Raw genomic sequence first — 17,549 nt, forward strand, 5'->3', positions numbered from 1 at the left:
CGCGGACCAAGCTGGTGATCAAGCACACCACCCGCACCGCCCGCGCGCTGGTCAAGGACCTGCACTACCGGCTGGATGTCAACACCCTGCACCGCGACGAGACCGCCACCGCGCTGGGCCTGAACGAAATCGGCCGTATCAGCCTGCGCGTCACCCAACCCCTGTTCGTCGACGACTACAGCCGCAACCGCCTCACCGGCGGCTTCATCCTCATCGACGAAGCCACCAACAACACCGTCGCCGCCGGAATGATCACCGGCGCCAAGTAGGCGGGCACGCTGTGGGCATCGATGGCGATCATCAGGGCGGGCGCCCTGCCAACGGGCGCCCGTCCCGATCGAGGCGTTCCGCTCCCCGCGTTCTCGTCACGGGCGGGGCCGGGTTCATCGGGTCCCACTACGTGCGTTCGCTGGTGTCGGGTGAGTATCCAGCGTGGGCTGGGGCGCGCGTCACCGTCCTCGACAAGCTGACGTACGCCGGCAACTTGGCCAACTTGGAGCCGGTCGCGGGCGGCTTCACGTTCGTGCACGGAGACATCTGCGACGAGGGACTGCTCGCCAAGGTGGTCCCCGGCCATGACGCCGTGCTCAACTTCGCCGCCGAGTCGCACGTCGACCGGTCCATCGCCGACCCGGGCGAGTTCGTGCGCACGAACGTCCAAGGCGTGCAGACCCTCCTGCAGGCGTGCCTCGATGCGGGCACCCGGCATGTCGTTCAGGTCTCCACCGACGAGGTGTACGGCTCGATCGACAGCGGCGCGTGGGACGAGACCGCCCCGCTCGCGCCCAACTCCCCGTACGCGGCGAGCAAGGCGGGCGGCGACATGATCGCACGAGCATACGGGCGGACCCACGGCCTGCCGGTCAGCATCACCCGCTGCGGCAACAACTACGGCCCCTACCAGTACCCCGAGAAGATCATCCCCCTCTTCGTGACCCGCCTGCTGGACGGCTATGACGTCCCGCTCTACGGCGACGGCGACCACATCCGCGACTGGACCCATGTGGACGATCACTGCCGTGGCGTGCAACTGGTCGCCGAACGCGGCGCGCCGGGGGAGACCTACCACGTCGCGGGCAGCGGCGAGCTGACCAACCGCGATCTCACCCGCCGCCTTCTGGACACGCTGGGTGCCGGCTGGGAGCGGGTCCGGCATGTCCCCGACCGCAAGGGTCACGACCGCCGCTACGCCCTTTCCGGCGCAAAGCTCCGCGCCCTGGGCCACATCCCGCGCGTCGACCTCGCCCAGGGACTCGCCGAGACGGTCCGCTGGTACGAGCAAAACCGCAGCTGGTGGGAGCCCCAGAAGACGCCTTCCGAAGACGCGGCCTGACGGCGCCCGTTAATGTAAAGCCTCCCCGACATGGAGGTAACACCTCATGGACAGGCGTGAGCGGCGCAGGCGGCTCGTCGTCATCTCCGTGGTCGCCGCGACGGCAGGTGCGGCGTCCGTGCTGACCGCTTACGCCGCGACAGACCGGGCATCGAAGGACGCCACGCCGGGCGGGCACCGCCCAGCCGCTTCGGCGCCCAAAGCCGTCAGCACGGGGCTCCCGCAGACCTCCCCGGCGGAGAGCCGCCAGCAGGCCCCCGGGGCGCGCAAGCCCAAGCCGCGCAAGGACTGCGGCGTCAACTCCAAGCTCGTCCCCTCCTGTGGCGCGTACTGGGGGATGTACTCGGTCAAGGGCCGCACGCTCACCACCTCCATCACCGACCTCGAGAAGCGCTTCGGCCGGCGGTTCGACATCGTGCTGCGCTTCCATGACTTCTCGAACGACCCGCCCGGCCGCTTCCCCGACGCCTCCGAGCAGGAGCTGGGCCGTTCCCGGCTCCTCTTCTTCGCCTGGGAGAGCAAGTCGTACAAGAGCAGGACCAGCTACAAGTGGCGCGACATCGCGGCGGGCAGGTACGACTCGTCGATCGTCGTGCCGGCGGCCAAGCGTGTCCGCGCGTACGGCAAGAAGGTCTTCATGTCCTTCGACCCCGAGATGGACCGGCACATGACCAAGGGTGAGATGAAGGGGAACGAGGCGGAGTACGTGGCCGCCGCCCGGCACGTGCACCAGGTCTTCCAGCGGGCCGGGGTCAGGAACGTGGTGTGGGCATGGACCACGACCGGCAGCCTCGGCGGCGACAACGCCCAGCGGATCCTGAAGTCCTACCCCGGGCACGCCTACACCGACTGGATCGGCTTCGACCCGTACAACTTCTACCAGTGCCATCGGGCGCCGTGGACATCGTTCGAGGAAGAGGTCGGCACTCCTTATCGCTGGCTGCAGCAGAACGGCCTGGGCAAGAAGCCGTTCATCCTGCCCGAGTTCGGGACCCAGTTCGACTCCGCCGACCCTGAGCGCTCTCGTCAGTGGTACAAGTCGATCCCCGGTTTGATGGCGCGCAAGTTCCCCAACCTCAAGGGCCTAATCCGCTTCAACTCGGGCGAGGAGTGCCACGTCCAGCTCGACAACGGCCCGGGCATGGCGAGCGCCTACGGCCAAGCCGGCAAGCACCCCTACCTCAACCCGCCTCGCTGACGCGGCAATCCGCCCCGCTGACGCCGCCGGAAGCGGCTGCGACGGGGCGTGGCCACCAGGGTGTCCACCAGCTCGGTGAAACGGGCGATGGCGGGGGCTGTTTCGTCGGCGGCCTGTTCGACCAGATAGGCCGTGGGATCGGCCAGGGACTTATTGAGGTGGTCGTGGAGCCCCTCGGCCGACTCGGCCAGGGCGATTTTTCCGAGGTCGGCGACATGGCGGGAGAAGCGCACCTGGTGGTCGTCAACGACCTCCTTCAGGGCGGCGAGGCGGGGGATGACGATGGGCAGCCGGCCCGCCTGGCGGCTCTCCATGATCGAGCCCGGGCCTCCCTGGCAGACGACCACGGTGGCCTCGTGGAAGAGGGCCTGCATCTCCGGGTGCGGCAGGAACTCATGGCACTCGGCGCGGGCCGGGGCGCGTGCGGGGCCATGCTGGACGACGCAGCGTACATCTCCGGCCGTTTCGAGCCACTGGTCGATCCAGTCCATCAGGCGGTCGAAACGATGATGGTCGGTGCCGACGGTGACGAAGATCAGCGGCTTCACAGGAGCTGCCCCACGAGGGTGCCCTTCGGGTAGCGGGCGAGTTGCTCTTCCCACTGGACCAGGAAGAGGTCCGCGATCGGGTAGCAGAGCCGCCCGGTGAGTGTGCCGGAGTCGATCCGGTCGTAGACCTCCAGATAGACGGTCCGCTTGCCGAGCAGGCGGCCGAGGAGGAAGAACGGGAAGGCCACCCCGGCACCGGTGCTGACGATCACGTCCGGGCGGAAGCGGGGGAGCAGCCGGACGGCGAGCCACAGGTTGCGCAGCAGGTTGGGGATGTTGCGCGTGGTGGGGTGGAACGCCCAGGTCACCTGCTCGTCCGCGAGCAGGGAGCTCGCGTCGGCCTTTTCGAAGGTGACCCACATCCGCTCGTGCGCGGACCACCAGGGCCGGAGCCGGTGGAGCTGGGTCAGGTGCCCGCCCGTAGAGCAGACCAGCAGTACCTTCACAGACCCTCCAGCACAAGTGCGCGACGCACCCGGCCCCCGCCGGTGTGGATTGTCAAGACCGGCTCCTGTGACGAGCGGTATCGATGTGCCCCGACACTTTACAGTAGCCATACCTTTGTTCGAGGTCACAACGTCTCTCACATCACCCACTAGGGCAGGTCCACTCGATGTCCCCATCCGTCGGAGTCGTACTCCCCACGCACAACCGGCCTGAGCTGCTGCGGAAGGCGCTCGCCTCCGTGCTTGCCCAGGAGTACGACGGGGAGTTGCGCGCGATCGTCGTCTACGACAAGGCGGAGCCCGATCTGACGCTGGTGTCCGAGCGGGTGGACGTCATCGCCAACACCCGCACACCTGGGCTCGCGGGTGCCCGCAACAGCGGCGTCCAGGCGTTGGACACCGATCTGGTGGCGTTCTGCGACGATGACGACGTGTGGCTGCCGGGGAAGCTCGCGGCGCAGGTCAAGGCGCTGGAGGCGGAGCCGGACGCGGTGCTGTGCAGCTCCGGCATCCTGATCGACTTTGACGGGCGCGAGCTGCCGCGCCTCGCGGAGACCGACCGGGTGACCTACGACGCTCTCATCAAGGACCGCGTGATGAGTGTGCACTCGTCCACGTACGTGGCCCGCCGCGCGGCCCTGATCGAGATCGGGATGGTGGACGAGACGATCCCGGGCAGCCAGGGTGAGGACTGGGACCTCGCCCTGCGCGCCGCCCGCCGGCACCCGATCGTGAACGTGGACAAGCCGTTCGTCCGGGTGCTCTTCGGCGTGACCTCGCACTACGCGCAGGCGTGGGAGACCAAGGTCGACGCCCTCCAGTGGTTCCTGAAGCACTACCCGGAGATCGGCCGCGAGCCCGGTGCCGCCGGGCGGGTGTACGGGCAGATCGCCTTCGGCTGCGCCACGATCGGCCGCCGCCGGGACGCGGTCCGCTGGGCAGGCCGTGCGTTGCGGGCCAATCCGCGTGAACGCCGAGTGCCGTTCGCCTTGGCGGTGGCGTCCGGGGTGGTGTCGGGCAAGCGCGTGCTGCTCGCGCTGCACACGCGCGGGCGCGGCATCTGACCCCGCCTGGCCCGCCGCGCCCGCCGCGGACCAGGCGTGCCCCGCCGATCAGGGTCGATTGATCTTGCTGTCGCGGTCGCGCAGGGTGTCGGTGGGGGAGCCCTCGTCGTCGGCGAACGCGGCGGCCAGATCGTCGCTGATCTTGCCGATGATCATGGTGGAGGCGTCCGGCGGCTCATCGGTGGACCCCGAGCCGTGCTTGCCCTGCCCCGACGGCCCTGCCTCCTCGGTGCGGGGGCTGCGCTTGCCGCGGCTCGGGCCCCAGTCATCGTCCGCGCTGGAGGCCGGCCTGCCGCGGCTCGCCTGCCACTCGTCGTCAGTGAGGGCGCCATGCTTGCCGCGGCTCGCCGCCGTCCGCTCCTCGCTCTTGCCGATGTCGCCGAGGAGGTCGGATTCGTCCAACTCGTAGCCGGTCGGCTCGCGGCGTGCACCCGCCCGTGCGGTGGACGCCGAACGGGACGTCCCACCGGCCACGAGATTGCGGGCGGCCGCCTGGTCACCGGCCGATGGCTGGTGCCGGGCCGGGAGGATGGGCGGCGGGGCGACGACGGTCTTGTCGTCCTGGTTGGGCAGCACGACGGCGCCGAGAACGGCGGCGCCCATGCGGTGGATCCGGCGGACGCCGTCTCGTACCTGGTTGTAGCGGGTACGCGGCACCTCGACCACGACGAGCGCGGCATCGGCCAGGTCGGCCAGGGCTTGCGCGTCGGCGCCCAGTTCCGTGGAGGGGGCCTCGATGACGGTGAACCGTGCCTGCTTGCGGAGTGCCTCGATCAGATGCGCCATCTGCTCGCGTTGCAGCATCTCGGCGGCCATCTCGCCGTCGGCGCCCGCCGTGATCGTCGCCAGCGTGGGCAGGCCGTGGTTCTTGCGGAACACCTCGCGGAGCTCGGCACGGCCCAGCAGCAGCTCTGAGAGACCCGGACCCTGGTCGAGGCCGAGGAGCTCACCGGCGACCGAGCCGTTCATGTCGGCCGAGACGAGCAGGACCTTCGACCCGGTGCGGGCGAGGGCCGCGGCGAGGTTGGCCGACACGATGCTGGCGCCGCGGCCGGGAGCCGCGCCGGTGACGAGGAGGACATGGTTGCCGTGGCCCAGGGTCGCGGTGATCGCGTGGGACAGCTCGTGGAAGCTCTGGCCGCTGCGGCTCCGGGCGGGAAGCAGGCCGAGCCCCTCCCCGCCGCGGTGCGGCGGGATGTCGAGCATGACCGGCAGGTCCAGGACCCGTTCGACGTCGCCCGCACCCCGTACGCGCGGGTCCATCCGGTCGTACACGATCGCCAGCAGGATGCCCAGCAGCAGGCCGCCGACCAGGCCGCTGGGCAGGAACTTGACGGGGTCGGGGCTGGACGGGCCCTCGGGCAGCGGCGCGTTGGTGATGATCTCACCGCCGCTGATGTTGGCCATCGAGACCCGGATCTCCGACAGCTTGCCGCTGAACGCGGTCAGCTGGCTGCCGATGACCCGTCGCTGTGCGGCGCTCGCGGTGACCGCCTTCTCCTGCAGGTCGTTGATCTGCAGCTGGAGCGTCTCGGACTGCTTCTGGAGCCGCTTGAGCGCCTTGTCCTGACGGTCCTTGAGATAGGCCTGTGCGAACGCCTGGGCGCCGGCGCGTGCCTTCTCGGCGGACGGGGCGGGCCAGTCGATCACCAGGACGGCAGAGTCGGCCGGCACCGTGACCTGGACCGCCCGGCCCAGCTCCAGCGGGGAGGCGGAGGTCCCCAGCTCCTTCTGCGCCAGGGCGGCGACCTCGGCGGAGCGGAGCCGCTGTGCCTCCGTCTCGAGGTTGATCGTCTGGTTGGTCCGGCCCGCGACCTGGGTCTCGCCGGGGCCCGTCGCCATCACCTGGACCACTGCCGTCGAGACGTAGGTCTTGGGCATGAGGAAGAGGGCGGTGGTGGCCAGGCCCAGCCCCACCATCGCGCCGGTGACGACGAGCCACCACCGGCGCCGGAGCATGGCCGAGTACTCCGCGAGCTCGGTGGAGCCGACCTTAGCGGTGGAGTCCATCAGGGGCGTTTCCTCTCGCGGCCGTGAGCGAATGCGGGCCGATCACGTGTTCCTTGCATGGTCGGGTGTTCTTGGGAAGGGATGCGCAACAAGATACCTTCACCTCGGCATGACGAACCGGTTGCGACCGAACGTGATGTGATCATCGTTTGTTCAGCAGCCCGGCGACGTTGTCCCAGCCCGTGTGGCCGCTGAGCCTCCCCTCGTCCGCCATCGTGGCGGGCACGTTGAATCCGTACCGCTGCTGCGGGGTCTCGCCGCCGACCCGCCGGTCGAACGCCTGGCATCCCACCAGCGACGTCTGGTCACCCTGGACGATGTGGAAGCCGTCCGCGGTGCCGGCCGTGCCGCCCACGTCCCGCATCCCGGCCGTGTCGGCCACGCAACCCGTGAAGACGTTGCGGTCGGACTCGATGAACCAGCCGTGGCTCCGGATGTCCTGTGCCTCGCAGCCGATGAACTTGTTGCGGCTCGACTTGATGTGCCAGCCGTAGTCGCGGCAGTACCAGGCCTTGCACGCCTCGAAGAAGTTGTTGGTACCGCCGATGCCGTTCGACCCGGGAATGGCGGCCCCGACGTAGAAGCCGGCGCTGGAGCCGGTCTGCCGCCGGGTCGTCGCCTCGCAGGCGATCCACCAGTTGTCGGGTGCCTCGACCCGGAACCCGTACCGGCCCGCCTGCCGTACCCGGACCCGGCTGGTGACGCACGCCTGGGTGTCCCGGCCGCGGTAGGCGATGCCGTCCAGCACGGGCTGGTGGATCGACATGTTGTCGAGGCGGCAGACCGAGTCTGGCTCGCCCTTGTAGAACCGGTCCGTCCCCGAGATGTCGAGGTCGATGCCGATCGCGGCACGGTCCGCGCAGTCAAGGACGAGGTCGCCGATCGCCACCCCGTCGACCGACCGCCCGTCGCCGATGGCGATCATCGTGGACATCCGGCTCGTGGCGCGCAGGCGCGTCTGCTGGCCGACGCCGCGGATCGTGCATCCGCCGGTCGGGACGATCGGCCGTGCCAACCGGTATTCGCCCACCCCCAGCAGCACGGCCTTGGCGCCGTCCTTGATGGCGTCCTGGATCGACCCGCCCGGAGGAACGTACGTCCAGGGGCCGCTGCCCGGCTTGCCTGCGCCGGGCAGGTCGTCGCCCGAGGAGAAGGCCTCGTCGGCCATGGCACCGGCCGTCACCCCCGCGGCGGCGATGGCGGCGCCCCCGAGCACCGCCCGCCTCTGGTACCAGCGTTCCTCCACCGATCAAGTCCTCCCCGAAATGGTGACGTCCCGATGTGGCGCCAGGTGTTGGACGCGCAACGGGGTGCTGAAGATGTCCTGAGCGCCGCAAAACCAGGTGTCGGCAACCTGAGGGCAAAGGAGCGGTAAGCTCGGGCCTCCGAGTGTACGGGCGGTGAGGGAGTCGGGCATGGGGGCACACAGGCGGTGCTGACGGTCGCGTCGCGGCCTGAGGCGACGGCCGATCCGCCCGAGTCCCAGAACCCCGCCGCACCCGAGCGGATCCGCGTCGAGCCTGTCCGCCCCGATCTTCCGGTGTGGCCCCTGACGTTGCTGTTCGCCGGCTTCCCGGTCTTCTGGCTGCTGGGCCTCGGCGCGTTCGCCGCGCCCATCGCCGCCACGACGATGATCGCGCACATGATGTTGCGCGGCGGCATCCGGAGCCCGCGCGGGTACGGGGTCTGGCTGCTGTTCCTGATCTGGATGTTCTTCGCGGGGACGCAGATCGACACGTTCGGCCGCGGCATCGGCTTCGTGTTCCGCTCGCTCAACTACGGCGCCGCGACCGTGATCTTCCTGTACGTCTTCAACTCCTCACGCGTGCGGCTGCCGGTGCGGCGGATGGTCGGGCTCGTGACCCTCTTCTGGGTCTGGGTGGTGATCGGCGGCTTTCTCGGTGTCCTGATGCCCAAGTTCGGGCTGACGACGCCGTTCGAGATGATGCTTCCGAAATCCATCGCCTCCAACGACTACGTCCGGGATCTCGTGCACCCGCGCATGGCCGAGATCCAGCAGCCCTGGGGTGCGCCCACCCCCTACAACAGGCCGCGCGCGCCCTTCCCGTACACGAATGCCTGGGGCAGCCACTACGCGCTGCTGTTCCCGTTCGTGGTGCTCATGGTCACCTGGGCCCGGCCGGCGGTGCGGTTCCTGCTCGTCGGGCTGATGGCCGCGTCGCTGGTGCCCGCGTTCGCCACTCTCAACCGGGGCATGTTCCTCGCGGTCGTCGCGGGCGTCCTCTACACGGCCGTGCGCTACCTGCAGCGAGGTCACGTGCGCTGGCCCGCCGCCGTGATCGCGCTGATGTCGCTCGGCGGCATCGTGGCGCTGCTCGGCGGAGTGGTGTCCGGGGTCTCCAGCCGGACCACCTACAGCTCGACCAGCAGCGACCGCATCGGCCTCTACGTCGAGACGTTCGTGCGGACGCTGGATTCCCCGATCCTGGGGTACGGGGCGCCGCGGCCGTCCGAGCAGTACGTGGTCTCGGTGGGCACGCAGGGCCAGTTCTGGAACGTGATGTTCTCCTACGGCTTCCCCGGTCTCGCGCTGTTCTGCGGGTGCCTGTGGCTGCTCGCCTGGCGCACCCGGCGGGTCCGTGCCGACAGGCTCCTGTGGTTGCACGCGGTCCTGGTGATGTGCTCGTTCATGCTCTTCTACTACGGGCTCGACCAGACCGAGCTCGTTCTGATCTTCATCGCGGCGGCCCTCGTGCTGCGCGAACCGCAGAGCGCGCGTCCCGGTCTGCCCGGTGTCCGCCGCATCACCGGCGTCCGCGCGGCCGTACGGCAAGGAGGTCGCGGGTGACGACGGCAGTCGGGTCGCCCGCGCAGCCCGGACAGCCCGAGCGGCACTCCCGGCGGGACCTGCGCGACTTCGCGCGCGGCGGGGCGATGGGGCTGATCAGCTCGATCATCGCGGCCGCGTCGGGATTCCTGCTGACGGTCGTCGTCGCCCGGACGCTCGGCGCCGCCGAGGCGGGCGTCTTCTTCGTCGTCGTGGCGCTCTTCACGATCGCCGCGGAGATCGCCGAACTGGGCGCCGACACCGGCCTGGTCCGCACGGCGGCCCGGCTGCGCGCCCTGGACCGGGTCGCGGACCTGCGCCGAGTCATGGTGGCCGCGCATGTCCCGGTGGTGATCGCGGGTCTGGCGTGCTCGGTCCTCGCGTTCGTGGCGGCACCCTGGATCGCTGATACGTTCGCCGACCCCGCCCATCGCGACACCGCCGAGCAGCTGGTCCGGATCGCCGCCCCGTTCATCGGCATGATGGCGCTGGTGCGGGTGTCGCTCGGCGGCACCCGGGGGCTGGGCAGCGTCGCCGCCTACTCTCTGATCAACAACGTCGTGCTCCCCGGCGCCCGGCCGCTGCTGGTCGGGCTCGTGTTCGTGCTCGGCATGGGCGCGGCGGGGGTCATGGTCGCGTGGACGGTGCCGGTCGCCGTCTCGTTCGCCGCTGCGACGATCGTGCTCTGGCGGATGATGCGCCGTGTCGAACGCGCCGAGTCGGCCGAAAGCGCGTCGAACGAGTCGGGCTCGGCGGCGGTACGGGAGTTCTGGGCGTTCTCGGGTCCCCGCGGATTCGCGGCGGCCGTCGAGATCGCGCTGGTGTGGGCGAACGTGCCGCTCGTGGCCGTGATGGTCTCCAGCCACGACGCCGGCATCTACGCGACGGCCAACCGCTTCGTGAGCACAGGGACGCTGGTCCTGCAGGCCGCGCGCATCGCGGTGGCGCCGCAGGTGGCGGCGATGCTCGCCCGTGAGGAGAACGACCGGGCCGAACGGCTCAACTCCCTCGCCACCCGATGGGTCGTCCTCGCGTCGTGGCCGATTTACCTTGCGCTGGCCTGTTTCGGGCCGTTCCTGCTCGCTCTCTTCGGCGAGGACTTCACCGGCGGCGCGGCCGCGCTGATCGTGCTGGCGGGGGCGATGCTCCTGGCGCTGGGTGCCGGGAACGTGCAGACCGTCCTGCTCATGGGAGGCAAGAGCACCTGGAGCCTGGCCAACAAGGTCGCAGCCCTCACGATCAACCTCGTGCTGACGCTGCTCCTCGTCCCCCCGTTCGGCATCGTCGGGGCGGCGTCGGCCTGGGCCGTCGCGATGCTCGTCGACACGGTCGCCGCCGCGATCCAGGTGCGCTACCTGCTGGGACTGCGGCTGGACATGCGGAAGATCACCGTCACGGGCCTGTGGGCGCTGGTGTGGTTCGGCTTGGCCGGCGTCGCGCTGCGGCTGGCGTTCGGCACCTCGGCCCTGGTCTTCGGCGTGTACATCGTCATCGCCTGCGCCGGTTACGGCGCCACGCTGTGGTGCCTGCGGGGCAGCCTCGAAGCAGGCGCCCTCCTCGGCGCGATCAAGAACCGCGGCCAGGGCGGGCAAGAAGGCCAGGGCGAAGAAAAGGAGAAGGCGTGAGCAAGGACCTCGTCGCCAGGATGAAGGACCGTTCGCCGCGGGCCCTCAAGGACGCGGCCAACACGGTGACACGGGCCTACGGCATGCGCACCGCGGAGCGGCGGCACCTGCCCGACTTCATGGTCATCGGCACCAAGCGGGGCGGCACGACCTCGTTGTGGAACTATCTGGTCCAGCACCCGCTGGTCATGCCGATGTATCCGGCGTCGCGCGGCCTGAAGAGTCCCTGGTACTTCTACGTCAACTACGCCAAGGGCGACACTTGGTACCGGTCGCATTTCGCCACAGAACGCCAGCTCGACGAGGTCGAGGCCGCGCACGGAACACGGCCGGTGACGGGCGAGGCGTGCCCGTACTACCTCTACTACCCGGCCGCCCCGGAACGGATCGCCGCGCGGATGCCGGAGCTGAAGGTGATCGTCGTGCTCCGGGACCCGGTCAAACGGGCCTACTCCCACTACTGGGAGGCGGTCGGCAAGGGTGTCGAGGACCTCGGCTTCGAGGAGGCCCTGGCCGCCGAATCGGAACGGCTACGGGGTGAGCTCGAACGAATGGCTGCCGATCCGCTCTATTACAGCGAGCCACACGACTTCCACAGCTATCGGGATCGCGGAATCTATCTGCCGCAGTTGGAGCTGTGGACCAAGCACTTCCCGCGCGAAAACTTTCTGATCATGTCGGCGGACGAACTGTACGGGGATGAGCAGGCAGCGGTGGACCGGGTCTGCGGTTTCCTCGGCCTGCCCCCGCACCGGATGAAGAGCGCCGAACGCCACAACCACTTGCCCGCACCGCCGATGAATCCTGAGACCAGGCAGGAGCTCACCGAGTTCTACCGGCCCCATAACCGGGCGCTCTTCGACTGGCTCGGGGAGGACTACGGCTGGCCGAGCTGATCAAGTCGGCCAAAGTGACGACGCGCGGACGTGGCCGTTGGTTTACCTGTGAAAACCGCTAATCCGACTTTGTGCTTTTCGTTGACCACAAGTTGCGATTTGCACTAGCGTAACTCCGTTCTCAAATGTGCGCCCTTGGGCGAAGTGTGGCCTCATCCACTCGCCGGGCGCATCTCGCCTCCGCACATTCCCGGGGAGTCATGGCTGTTCGATCGAGCATCGTTCGCGGGATCCGAGGGCGGTCCCGTGCGTTGACCATCGGCGTCACCACGGCGGCGGTGGTGGGAACGGGAGTCGTCGTCTTCGCGACGCAGGGCGCCCAGTCCACCGCCGCCTCGCTGAGCGCCGCCGCCGTCACGCGCAACGGCACGTCGGCCGGCACGGCCGCCGCCTCCTGCTGGGCGATCAAGCAAACCAACCCCGCCGCCGCAGACGGCATCTACTGGCTTCAGACCCCCAAGCTGGTCGCGCCGGAGCAGTTCTACTGCGACATGACGACCGACGGCGGAGGCTGGGTCCTCATCGGCCGCGGCCGCCAGGCATGGAACTTCGCCTACCCCGGCCAGCAGGGTGCGGCCAACGTCCGCAACACCCCGACCGGCACCGCCGCGTTCAACCCGGCGGCGCTGCCCGGCGACACCGTCAACGGTCTGCTCAACGGCGCCAACGTCAAGGACCTTCCGGACGGCGTGCGGATCAAGCGCGCCACCAACGTCGACGGCACCAAGTGGCAAGAGGTGCGCTGGAAGTTCGCCAAGTCCGCCAGCTGGTCGTGGACCTTCGACGCCGACCCGGCGCACGCGCTCACCTCGGTGAGCTTCGACGGCACCTCGTTCAGCGGTGGCGACACCGGCGACACGGCGCGCGACAGCGCCTTGAGCCCGACGCGCCGGATCTATACGCGGGAGCGCAAGGAGAACGGCTGGGCGCGCGGCTTCGCCTACGGCAGCTATGTCACGGCGGGCAGCAACAGCCCGACCAGCTATCTGTGGAAGTCGGGCAACCTCGGCGGCGACGCGATCCCCTTCGCGCAGGTGTTCATCCGGCCGAAGATCACCAACGTGACGTACCCGGAGATCCCGCAGGGCGGCACCCCGGCCGACACCAAGCCGCCGCTCATCAGCAACGCGTCCTCGGCCACGCCGTGGGGCGTCACCGAGACCACGACCGGCCTGCCCGGTGAGGCGCACCTGGAGGTGCAGGGCTTCGCGGTCAACGGCAACACGATCTACGTTGGCGGCGAGTTCAAGAACGTGCAGAAGGGCCCCAACCCCGCCGCCGGGGAGAAGGTCGCACAGCCCTACCTGGCCGCGTTCGACACCCAGACCGGCGAGTGGAAGTCCGGCTTCCGGCCCAAGCTCAACGGCAGCGTCTGGGACCTCCAGATGGTCGGCGGCAAGCTGGTCGTCGGTGGCGAGTTCACCAAGGCCAACGACGCCGCGAACACCGCCGGGCTCGTCGCGCTCGACCCGGTGACCGGTCAGAACGCACCGGGCTGGCTGGGGAACGTGACCGCCACCGACGGCGGTCCCGCAGTCGTCCGCACGCTCGACCTGCAGGGTGACTGGCTGTATGCGGGCGGCACGTTCACCAAGGTGCGCGGCGGCAACCCGATCACCGCCGACGTGACCCTCGGCCGCGCGGCCCGCTTCCGGGCCTCCGACGGCAAGCCGGACGGCACGTGGAAGCCCAACTTCAGCGCCATGGTGATGGAGCTGGACGCCACGGCCGAGCGGGTCTACTTCGCGGGCCACTTCACCTCGGTGAGCGGCCAGCCCGCCCGCAAGATCGCGGTGCTCGGCACCACCTCGCCCGCGGCGAAGGTGCCCGGTCTGAACGACCAGAACTGGCAGCCCAGCATCGACGACGTCCAGAAGCAGTACCAGCAGATCATCCGCGAGTACGGCGACAAGGTCTGGGTCGGCGGTTCCGAGCACGTCTTCCAGCCGCACACCAAGAGCGCGTTCGACCGGATCCGCGGTGTCATCACCAAGCCGGGCGGCGACTTCCAGGCCGCCGCCGAGATCAACGGCGTGGTGTACGGCAGCTGCCACTGCTACAAGTTCGTCTACCACGACGCCGACAAGTGGCCGACACCGAGCACCTGGTCGCAGATCCAGACGTCCAACGCCGTCATCGCGTTCGACGGCAAGACCGGCGAACCGATGCCCAACTTCTGGCCCAGCCTCGCCACCCGCGCCGGCAACGGTCCGTTCGAGCTGACCCGCGACAACCAGGGCTGCCTGTGGGTCGGCGGTGACGTCAACCGCGGTTCGTGGGCGGGCAGCGGCTACCAATGGGCCGGTGGCTTCGCCAAGTTCTGCGCGAGCGACGCGACCGCGCCCGGCAAACCGTCCAACCTCAAGGCCGCGTCGGTGAACGGCGGGGTCAAGCTGACCTGGACGGGTTCCACCGACAACTCCGGCGCGGTGAAGTACGAGATCCTCCGGGACGACCGGGTCATCGGCGTCACGACCAGCACGACGCTCACCGACCTCGTCGCGGGCGCCCACAGCTACTACGTGCGGGCGGCCGACTGGTCGGGCAACCGTTCCGCCTCCACCGGCGCGGTGACCACCCCGTAAGAATCACCACGTGACAAGCGTGGACGGCCCGGGCCAGGCATCAGCCTGACCCGGGCCGTCCGGCTGTCAGAGCGACTCTGCAGGCACTGCCCCTGGTCACGTGGGGTTCGTATGCTCCCAGTGCGCTAGGACGTCCAGCATCGCTGGGTAGAGCGCGGGGTTCCAGCCGCCTCCGCCACGCTTGAGCCGGTACGTGCGCACGAACATCTCCAGCAGGTAGAGACGCGACAACAACTCCCTTGCCTCGGGAGCGACGCCCAGTGGAGTGAGCTCGTCGTGTGCCGCCGCCTCGACTGCGGCGACGGCCGACTCGAGCGGAGCGCCGCGCAGCACGAGAGCGACCTGGAAACGCCAGTGCAGCAGGTCGAGGCCCACCGGGACGTCTGGGGCACTGTGCTCCCAGTCCCAGACGTGCAGCTCATCTGTGCCCTCGTTGTTTCTGTGGTGACCGACGTTCCAAGGGACCCAATCTCCATGCCAGCGGCCCACTCGGAGCTTGAGATCCCCGTACCGGCGCACCAGCGACTCCAGGGCGCCCGACATGCTCGCGGAAAGCCGCGGTTCGTCGTCCATGGCCGCGATCTCGTCCCGGAGGTGCCGCAGGAACAACGACTCGTCGAACCGATAGACCCGCGCACCGGAGCTCTCAGCGACGGCGAGCAGAGCCGCCGGATCGGGGAGGGCGTCGGGATCGGCGTGCCCGCGTACGCCCAGGGGAAGCGGCGCCGTGACGGTGACCACCAGGTCGCGCCATGCGCCGTGGTGCAGAACGCGGGGCACGCGCAAGGGCCCCGGCTCGCCGACAGCGGCGGCTGCTTCGGCCTCGGTCGCCGCCATCGCCCGGGTGGCCGGGCTCCAGCCGACCTTGGCATAGCCGACAGGGGCACCGTCACCCGCGAAGAGCTGCAGGGTCGGCTTGCCGTTGGGATCGAGTGGCCTCACACCGAGTCCGATGACGATCTCCGGCAGTCCGAGGACCTCGCGCAGATGCTCGCCCAGTAGATGGTCAGCGGGCGCCACATCCTCTCGCACGCCCACTGTCAACCTATGGCGGATCAGAAGTGGAGCCAGACCGACACGGAATCCTGCCCCCAGCACCGCCCTGGTAGCGCGAACCTTGCCGGAACGCAGGCGGTTGTAGCGTGTCAGGCTGGCCGCCGCAGCAGCGGATCCGGCAAGTGGTACGAGAAACCTGGCAGAGGCCGGATTGGGCACCACGGCATAACGTTCAGCCACGCGGTATCCGGCGGGCAGATCTCCCAGCGTTACGTGGACCTCCGAGGAGTCGCCCCACAGGCGGGAGATGAGCTCGCGCAGGGACGGGGACGCCGTCAGGGTTCCTCCAGAGCAGGTGCTACGTCAGGACGTTCGACTTTATCGCCCGCTCATCTCCCACAGGGCCTGTAGCGGCAACAGCAGGAGCTAGAAGCGGACGCACGGCGAAGGCGACCGTCACCAGTAGGACGACTCCGTAAAGCCAGCCAGCCGGGATGTCGGTCAGCCAGTGCTTGCTCACATACAGGCGAGTGAATCCCTCTACGTACGCCAGCGTGGCCAGCAGGGCCCAGCAAATGGCGCGCACTCGCTTGCTCACCTTGACGTAGGCGAAGAGCAGGAACAGAGCCATGCCCGTGATACAGATCAGCCGGGCACAACCCCCGGAGGGGAACGTGCCGGTCGTGTTCGGCGGGTGGCCGCGGTCCACGATGCGGCTCATCCCCATCTGCTGGAAGTGCTCCACGACAATCATCGTCAGCATGACCGTGACCGGGACCCAGCGCCGTCCTGCCGGGGCCAGGAAGGTCAGCAGCGCGCCCGCGATCAGGCCGAACGACCAGATCTGGTACATGTCGCCTATCTGGCCGATGGCCAGCAGGGCGTCGTACCAGCCGTCGGTCTGGTGGCGCTCCACCCAGCGATAGACCGAATGGTCGACCGGCCCGTCCAGGAGAGCGATGGCCTCCCCGAACGGGATCGCCAAAACCGTGATCACGAAGACCCCGGCACCCAAGAAGAAGACGAAGGCACCGGTCGGCCCTACCGTTTCGGTGGCCTGATCCTGAAGGGTCCGCAACCTGCTTGGTGCGACCTTCGCGCCGCCACGGAAAGACAACGCGAGACTCGCCGCCAGCACGACGACGGTGCCGACGATTCCCCCGATGATCCCTAGAAGCATTCAGGGAGTATCCCACGCGTTATGCCCGTTATGGACCATTTAGTATGTCGTCACTCAGGGTGATTCAGGGGTTCTGTTGCCCCGAACCGGTCATCGCATCCGCTACGCACCCATAGGATTCCAAGGCTGCACATGAGGAGAAACAGGGGGCCTCTTATGGCGTTCCGGCCGCGTACCGCATGCGTCCTGACGGCGCTCGCGTTCTCGACCCTTGCCGCCTGCGGCGGTGGGGACAAGGACTCCCCGCCGGCCGCTCAGAGCCCGTCCACGCCTGCGCAGCAGCAGGCGTCGTCCCCAGCCAAGCCGGGGGCCGCCCCCAAGGTCCAGCCCAAGGCCAAGACCACGGCCCCGGCCTCCCGGCAGGCCCCGTACCTGAACCCGCCCGCCGTCGGCCGGACGGGCGCCGTCTGCGGTACCGCCGTGAACGACGCGTCCGCCGAGTACGCCCTCAAGGTCGCCCGCGGCCAGGTCAAGTGCAGCGAGGCGCGCACCGCCTTCACCAACTATTTCGGCTACGTCCGCGCCCGCGAGGCCGCCGGCTACGGCTACGACGGCCGGGCGGTCAAGATCAAGGGCGGCTGGATCTGCCGCCCCCACGCCAAGGGCGACGTCACCGGCCGCTCCATCGACTGCACTAAGAGCGGCTCCCTGGTCAACGCCACCGTCATCCGCACCTGACGCATCATTCGCAGTCACGTTAACGACGTTTCCCTGGTGCCGGATATCTCCCCATAGCCAGATCGTCACTAATGGCCTGTCCAGGGCATACCTGCGCCGGGAATTGGTCTCTTCCGGCCTCGGAATGTGCTCATCCGAAACCGGTACGGCCTGCCTCACATGCGTTGGGGGGCGGGCTCGGGGTGGTCATCGGGGGTGGGCT

At 69.1% G+C, this 17,549-nt stretch carries 13 protein-coding genes and 2 pseudogenes; 9 read left to right on the forward strand and 6 right to left on the reverse strand.

Annotation, left to right across the window (positions count from 1 at the left end; genetic code table 11):
• The 3 genes and pseudogenes from ACH34W_RS54980 to ACH34W_RS54990 form a co-directional block, all read left to right on the forward strand.
• Positions 1-269: pseudogene (locus tag ACH34W_RS54980) on the forward strand (sulfate adenylyltransferase); the annotation flags it as partial.
• Between the two features lie 86 nt (positions 270-355).
• Positions 356-1,333, forward strand: a pseudogene (gene rfbB, locus ACH34W_RS54985) (dTDP-glucose 4,6-dehydratase); the annotation flags it as partial.
• Between the two features lie 46 nt (positions 1,334-1,379).
• Positions 1,380-2,531, forward strand: coding sequence for a glycosyl hydrolase (locus ACH34W_RS54990; protein WP_395969282.1), 1,152 nt, complete (start codon positions 1,380-1,382; stop codon positions 2,529-2,531).
• Here the strand turns inward: ACH34W_RS54990 and ACH34W_RS54995 are convergent.
• Both ACH34W_RS54995 and pssD read right to left on the reverse strand, forming a co-directional pair.
• The gene (locus ACH34W_RS54995) at positions 2,510-3,079 is read right to left on the reverse strand and encodes a glycosyltransferase (RefSeq protein WP_395969283.1); all 570 of its coding nucleotides are present in this window, start codon (positions 3,077-3,079) and stop codon (positions 2,510-2,512) included. The genes ACH34W_RS54990 and ACH34W_RS54995 overlap by 22 nt on opposite strands.
• On the reverse strand, positions 3,076-3,525 hold the full coding sequence (gene pssD / locus ACH34W_RS55000; protein ID WP_395969284.1) for a PssD/Cps14F family polysaccharide biosynthesis glycosyltransferase: 450 nt from the start codon (positions 3,523-3,525) through the stop codon (positions 3,076-3,078). The genes ACH34W_RS54995 and pssD overlap by 4 nt, the downstream gene beginning before the upstream one ends.
• A gap of 167 nt (positions 3,526-3,692) precedes the next feature.
• Between pssD and ACH34W_RS55005 the strand changes: the two genes are divergently transcribed.
• Positions 3,693-4,589, forward strand: coding sequence for a glycosyltransferase family 2 protein (locus ACH34W_RS55005; protein ID WP_395969285.1), 897 nt, complete (start codon positions 3,693-3,695; stop codon positions 4,587-4,589).
• Positions 4,590-4,637: 48 nt separating this feature from the next.
• On the opposite strand, the gene ACH34W_RS55010 is transcribed toward ACH34W_RS55005, so the two are convergent.
• On the reverse strand, positions 4,638-6,599 hold the full coding sequence (locus ACH34W_RS55010) for a Wzz/FepE/Etk N-terminal domain-containing protein (protein ID WP_395969286.1): 1,962 nt from the start codon (positions 6,597-6,599) through the stop codon (positions 4,638-4,640).
• Positions 6,600-6,741: 142 nt separating this feature from the next.
• Positions 6,742-7,845 carry a right-handed parallel beta-helix repeat-containing protein gene (locus ACH34W_RS55015; RefSeq protein WP_395969287.1) on the reverse strand — a complete coding sequence of 368 codons (1,104 nt, stop codon included), beginning with the start codon at positions 7,843-7,845 and terminating at the stop codon, positions 6,742-6,744.
• 186 nt (positions 7,846-8,031) lie between these two features.
• Between ACH34W_RS55015 and ACH34W_RS55020 the strand changes: the two genes are divergently transcribed.
• From ACH34W_RS55020 to ACH34W_RS55035, 4 genes are all read left to right on the forward strand, one after another.
• A complete protein-coding gene (locus ACH34W_RS55020) occupies positions 8,032-9,408 on the forward strand; it encodes an O-antigen ligase family protein (protein ID WP_395969288.1) in 1,377 nt (458 codons plus the stop codon).
• Positions 9,405-11,012, forward strand: a complete 1,608-nt coding sequence (locus ACH34W_RS55025; protein WP_395969289.1) for a polysaccharide biosynthesis C-terminal domain-containing protein — start codon at positions 9,405-9,407, stop codon at positions 11,010-11,012. The genes ACH34W_RS55020 and ACH34W_RS55025 overlap by 4 nt, the downstream gene beginning before the upstream one ends.
• Positions 11,009-11,908, forward strand: coding sequence for a sulfotransferase domain-containing protein (locus ACH34W_RS55030; protein ID WP_395969290.1), 900 nt, complete (start codon positions 11,009-11,011; stop codon positions 11,906-11,908). Before ACH34W_RS55025 ends, ACH34W_RS55030 begins: the two co-directional genes overlap by 4 nt.
• Before the next feature lie 200 nt (positions 11,909-12,108).
• On the forward strand, positions 12,109-14,493 hold the full coding sequence (locus ACH34W_RS55035; protein WP_395969291.1) for a fibrinogen-like YCDxxxxGGGW domain-containing protein: 2,385 nt from the start codon (positions 12,109-12,111) through the stop codon (positions 14,491-14,493).
• Between the two features lie 96 nt (positions 14,494-14,589).
• Here ACH34W_RS55035 and ACH34W_RS55040 read toward each other — a convergent pair whose 3' ends face one another.
• Entirely contained in the window at positions 14,590-15,525 is a 936-nt protein-coding gene (locus ACH34W_RS55040) for a hypothetical protein (protein ID WP_395969292.1), read from the reverse strand.
• A 322-nt stretch (positions 15,526-15,847) separates the two neighbouring features.
• Positions 15,848-16,669 carry a phosphatase PAP2 family protein gene (locus tag ACH34W_RS55045; protein ID WP_395969293.1) on the reverse strand — a complete coding sequence of 274 codons (822 nt, stop codon included), beginning with the start codon at positions 16,667-16,669 and terminating at the stop codon, positions 15,848-15,850.
• A gap of 156 nt (positions 16,670-16,825) precedes the next feature.
• Here ACH34W_RS55045 and ACH34W_RS55050 point away from each other — a divergent pair, with 156 nt between their 5' ends.
• On the forward strand, positions 16,826-17,347 hold the full coding sequence (locus ACH34W_RS55050; protein WP_395969294.1) for a hypothetical protein: 522 nt from the start codon (positions 16,826-16,828) through the stop codon (positions 17,345-17,347).
• Positions 17,348-17,549 lie beyond the last annotated feature (202 nt).

The organism is Actinomadura sp. 6N118, from assembly GCF_044326415.1.
Classification (GTDB): domain Bacteria; phylum Actinomycetota; class Actinomycetes; order Streptosporangiales; family Streptosporangiaceae; genus Spirillospora.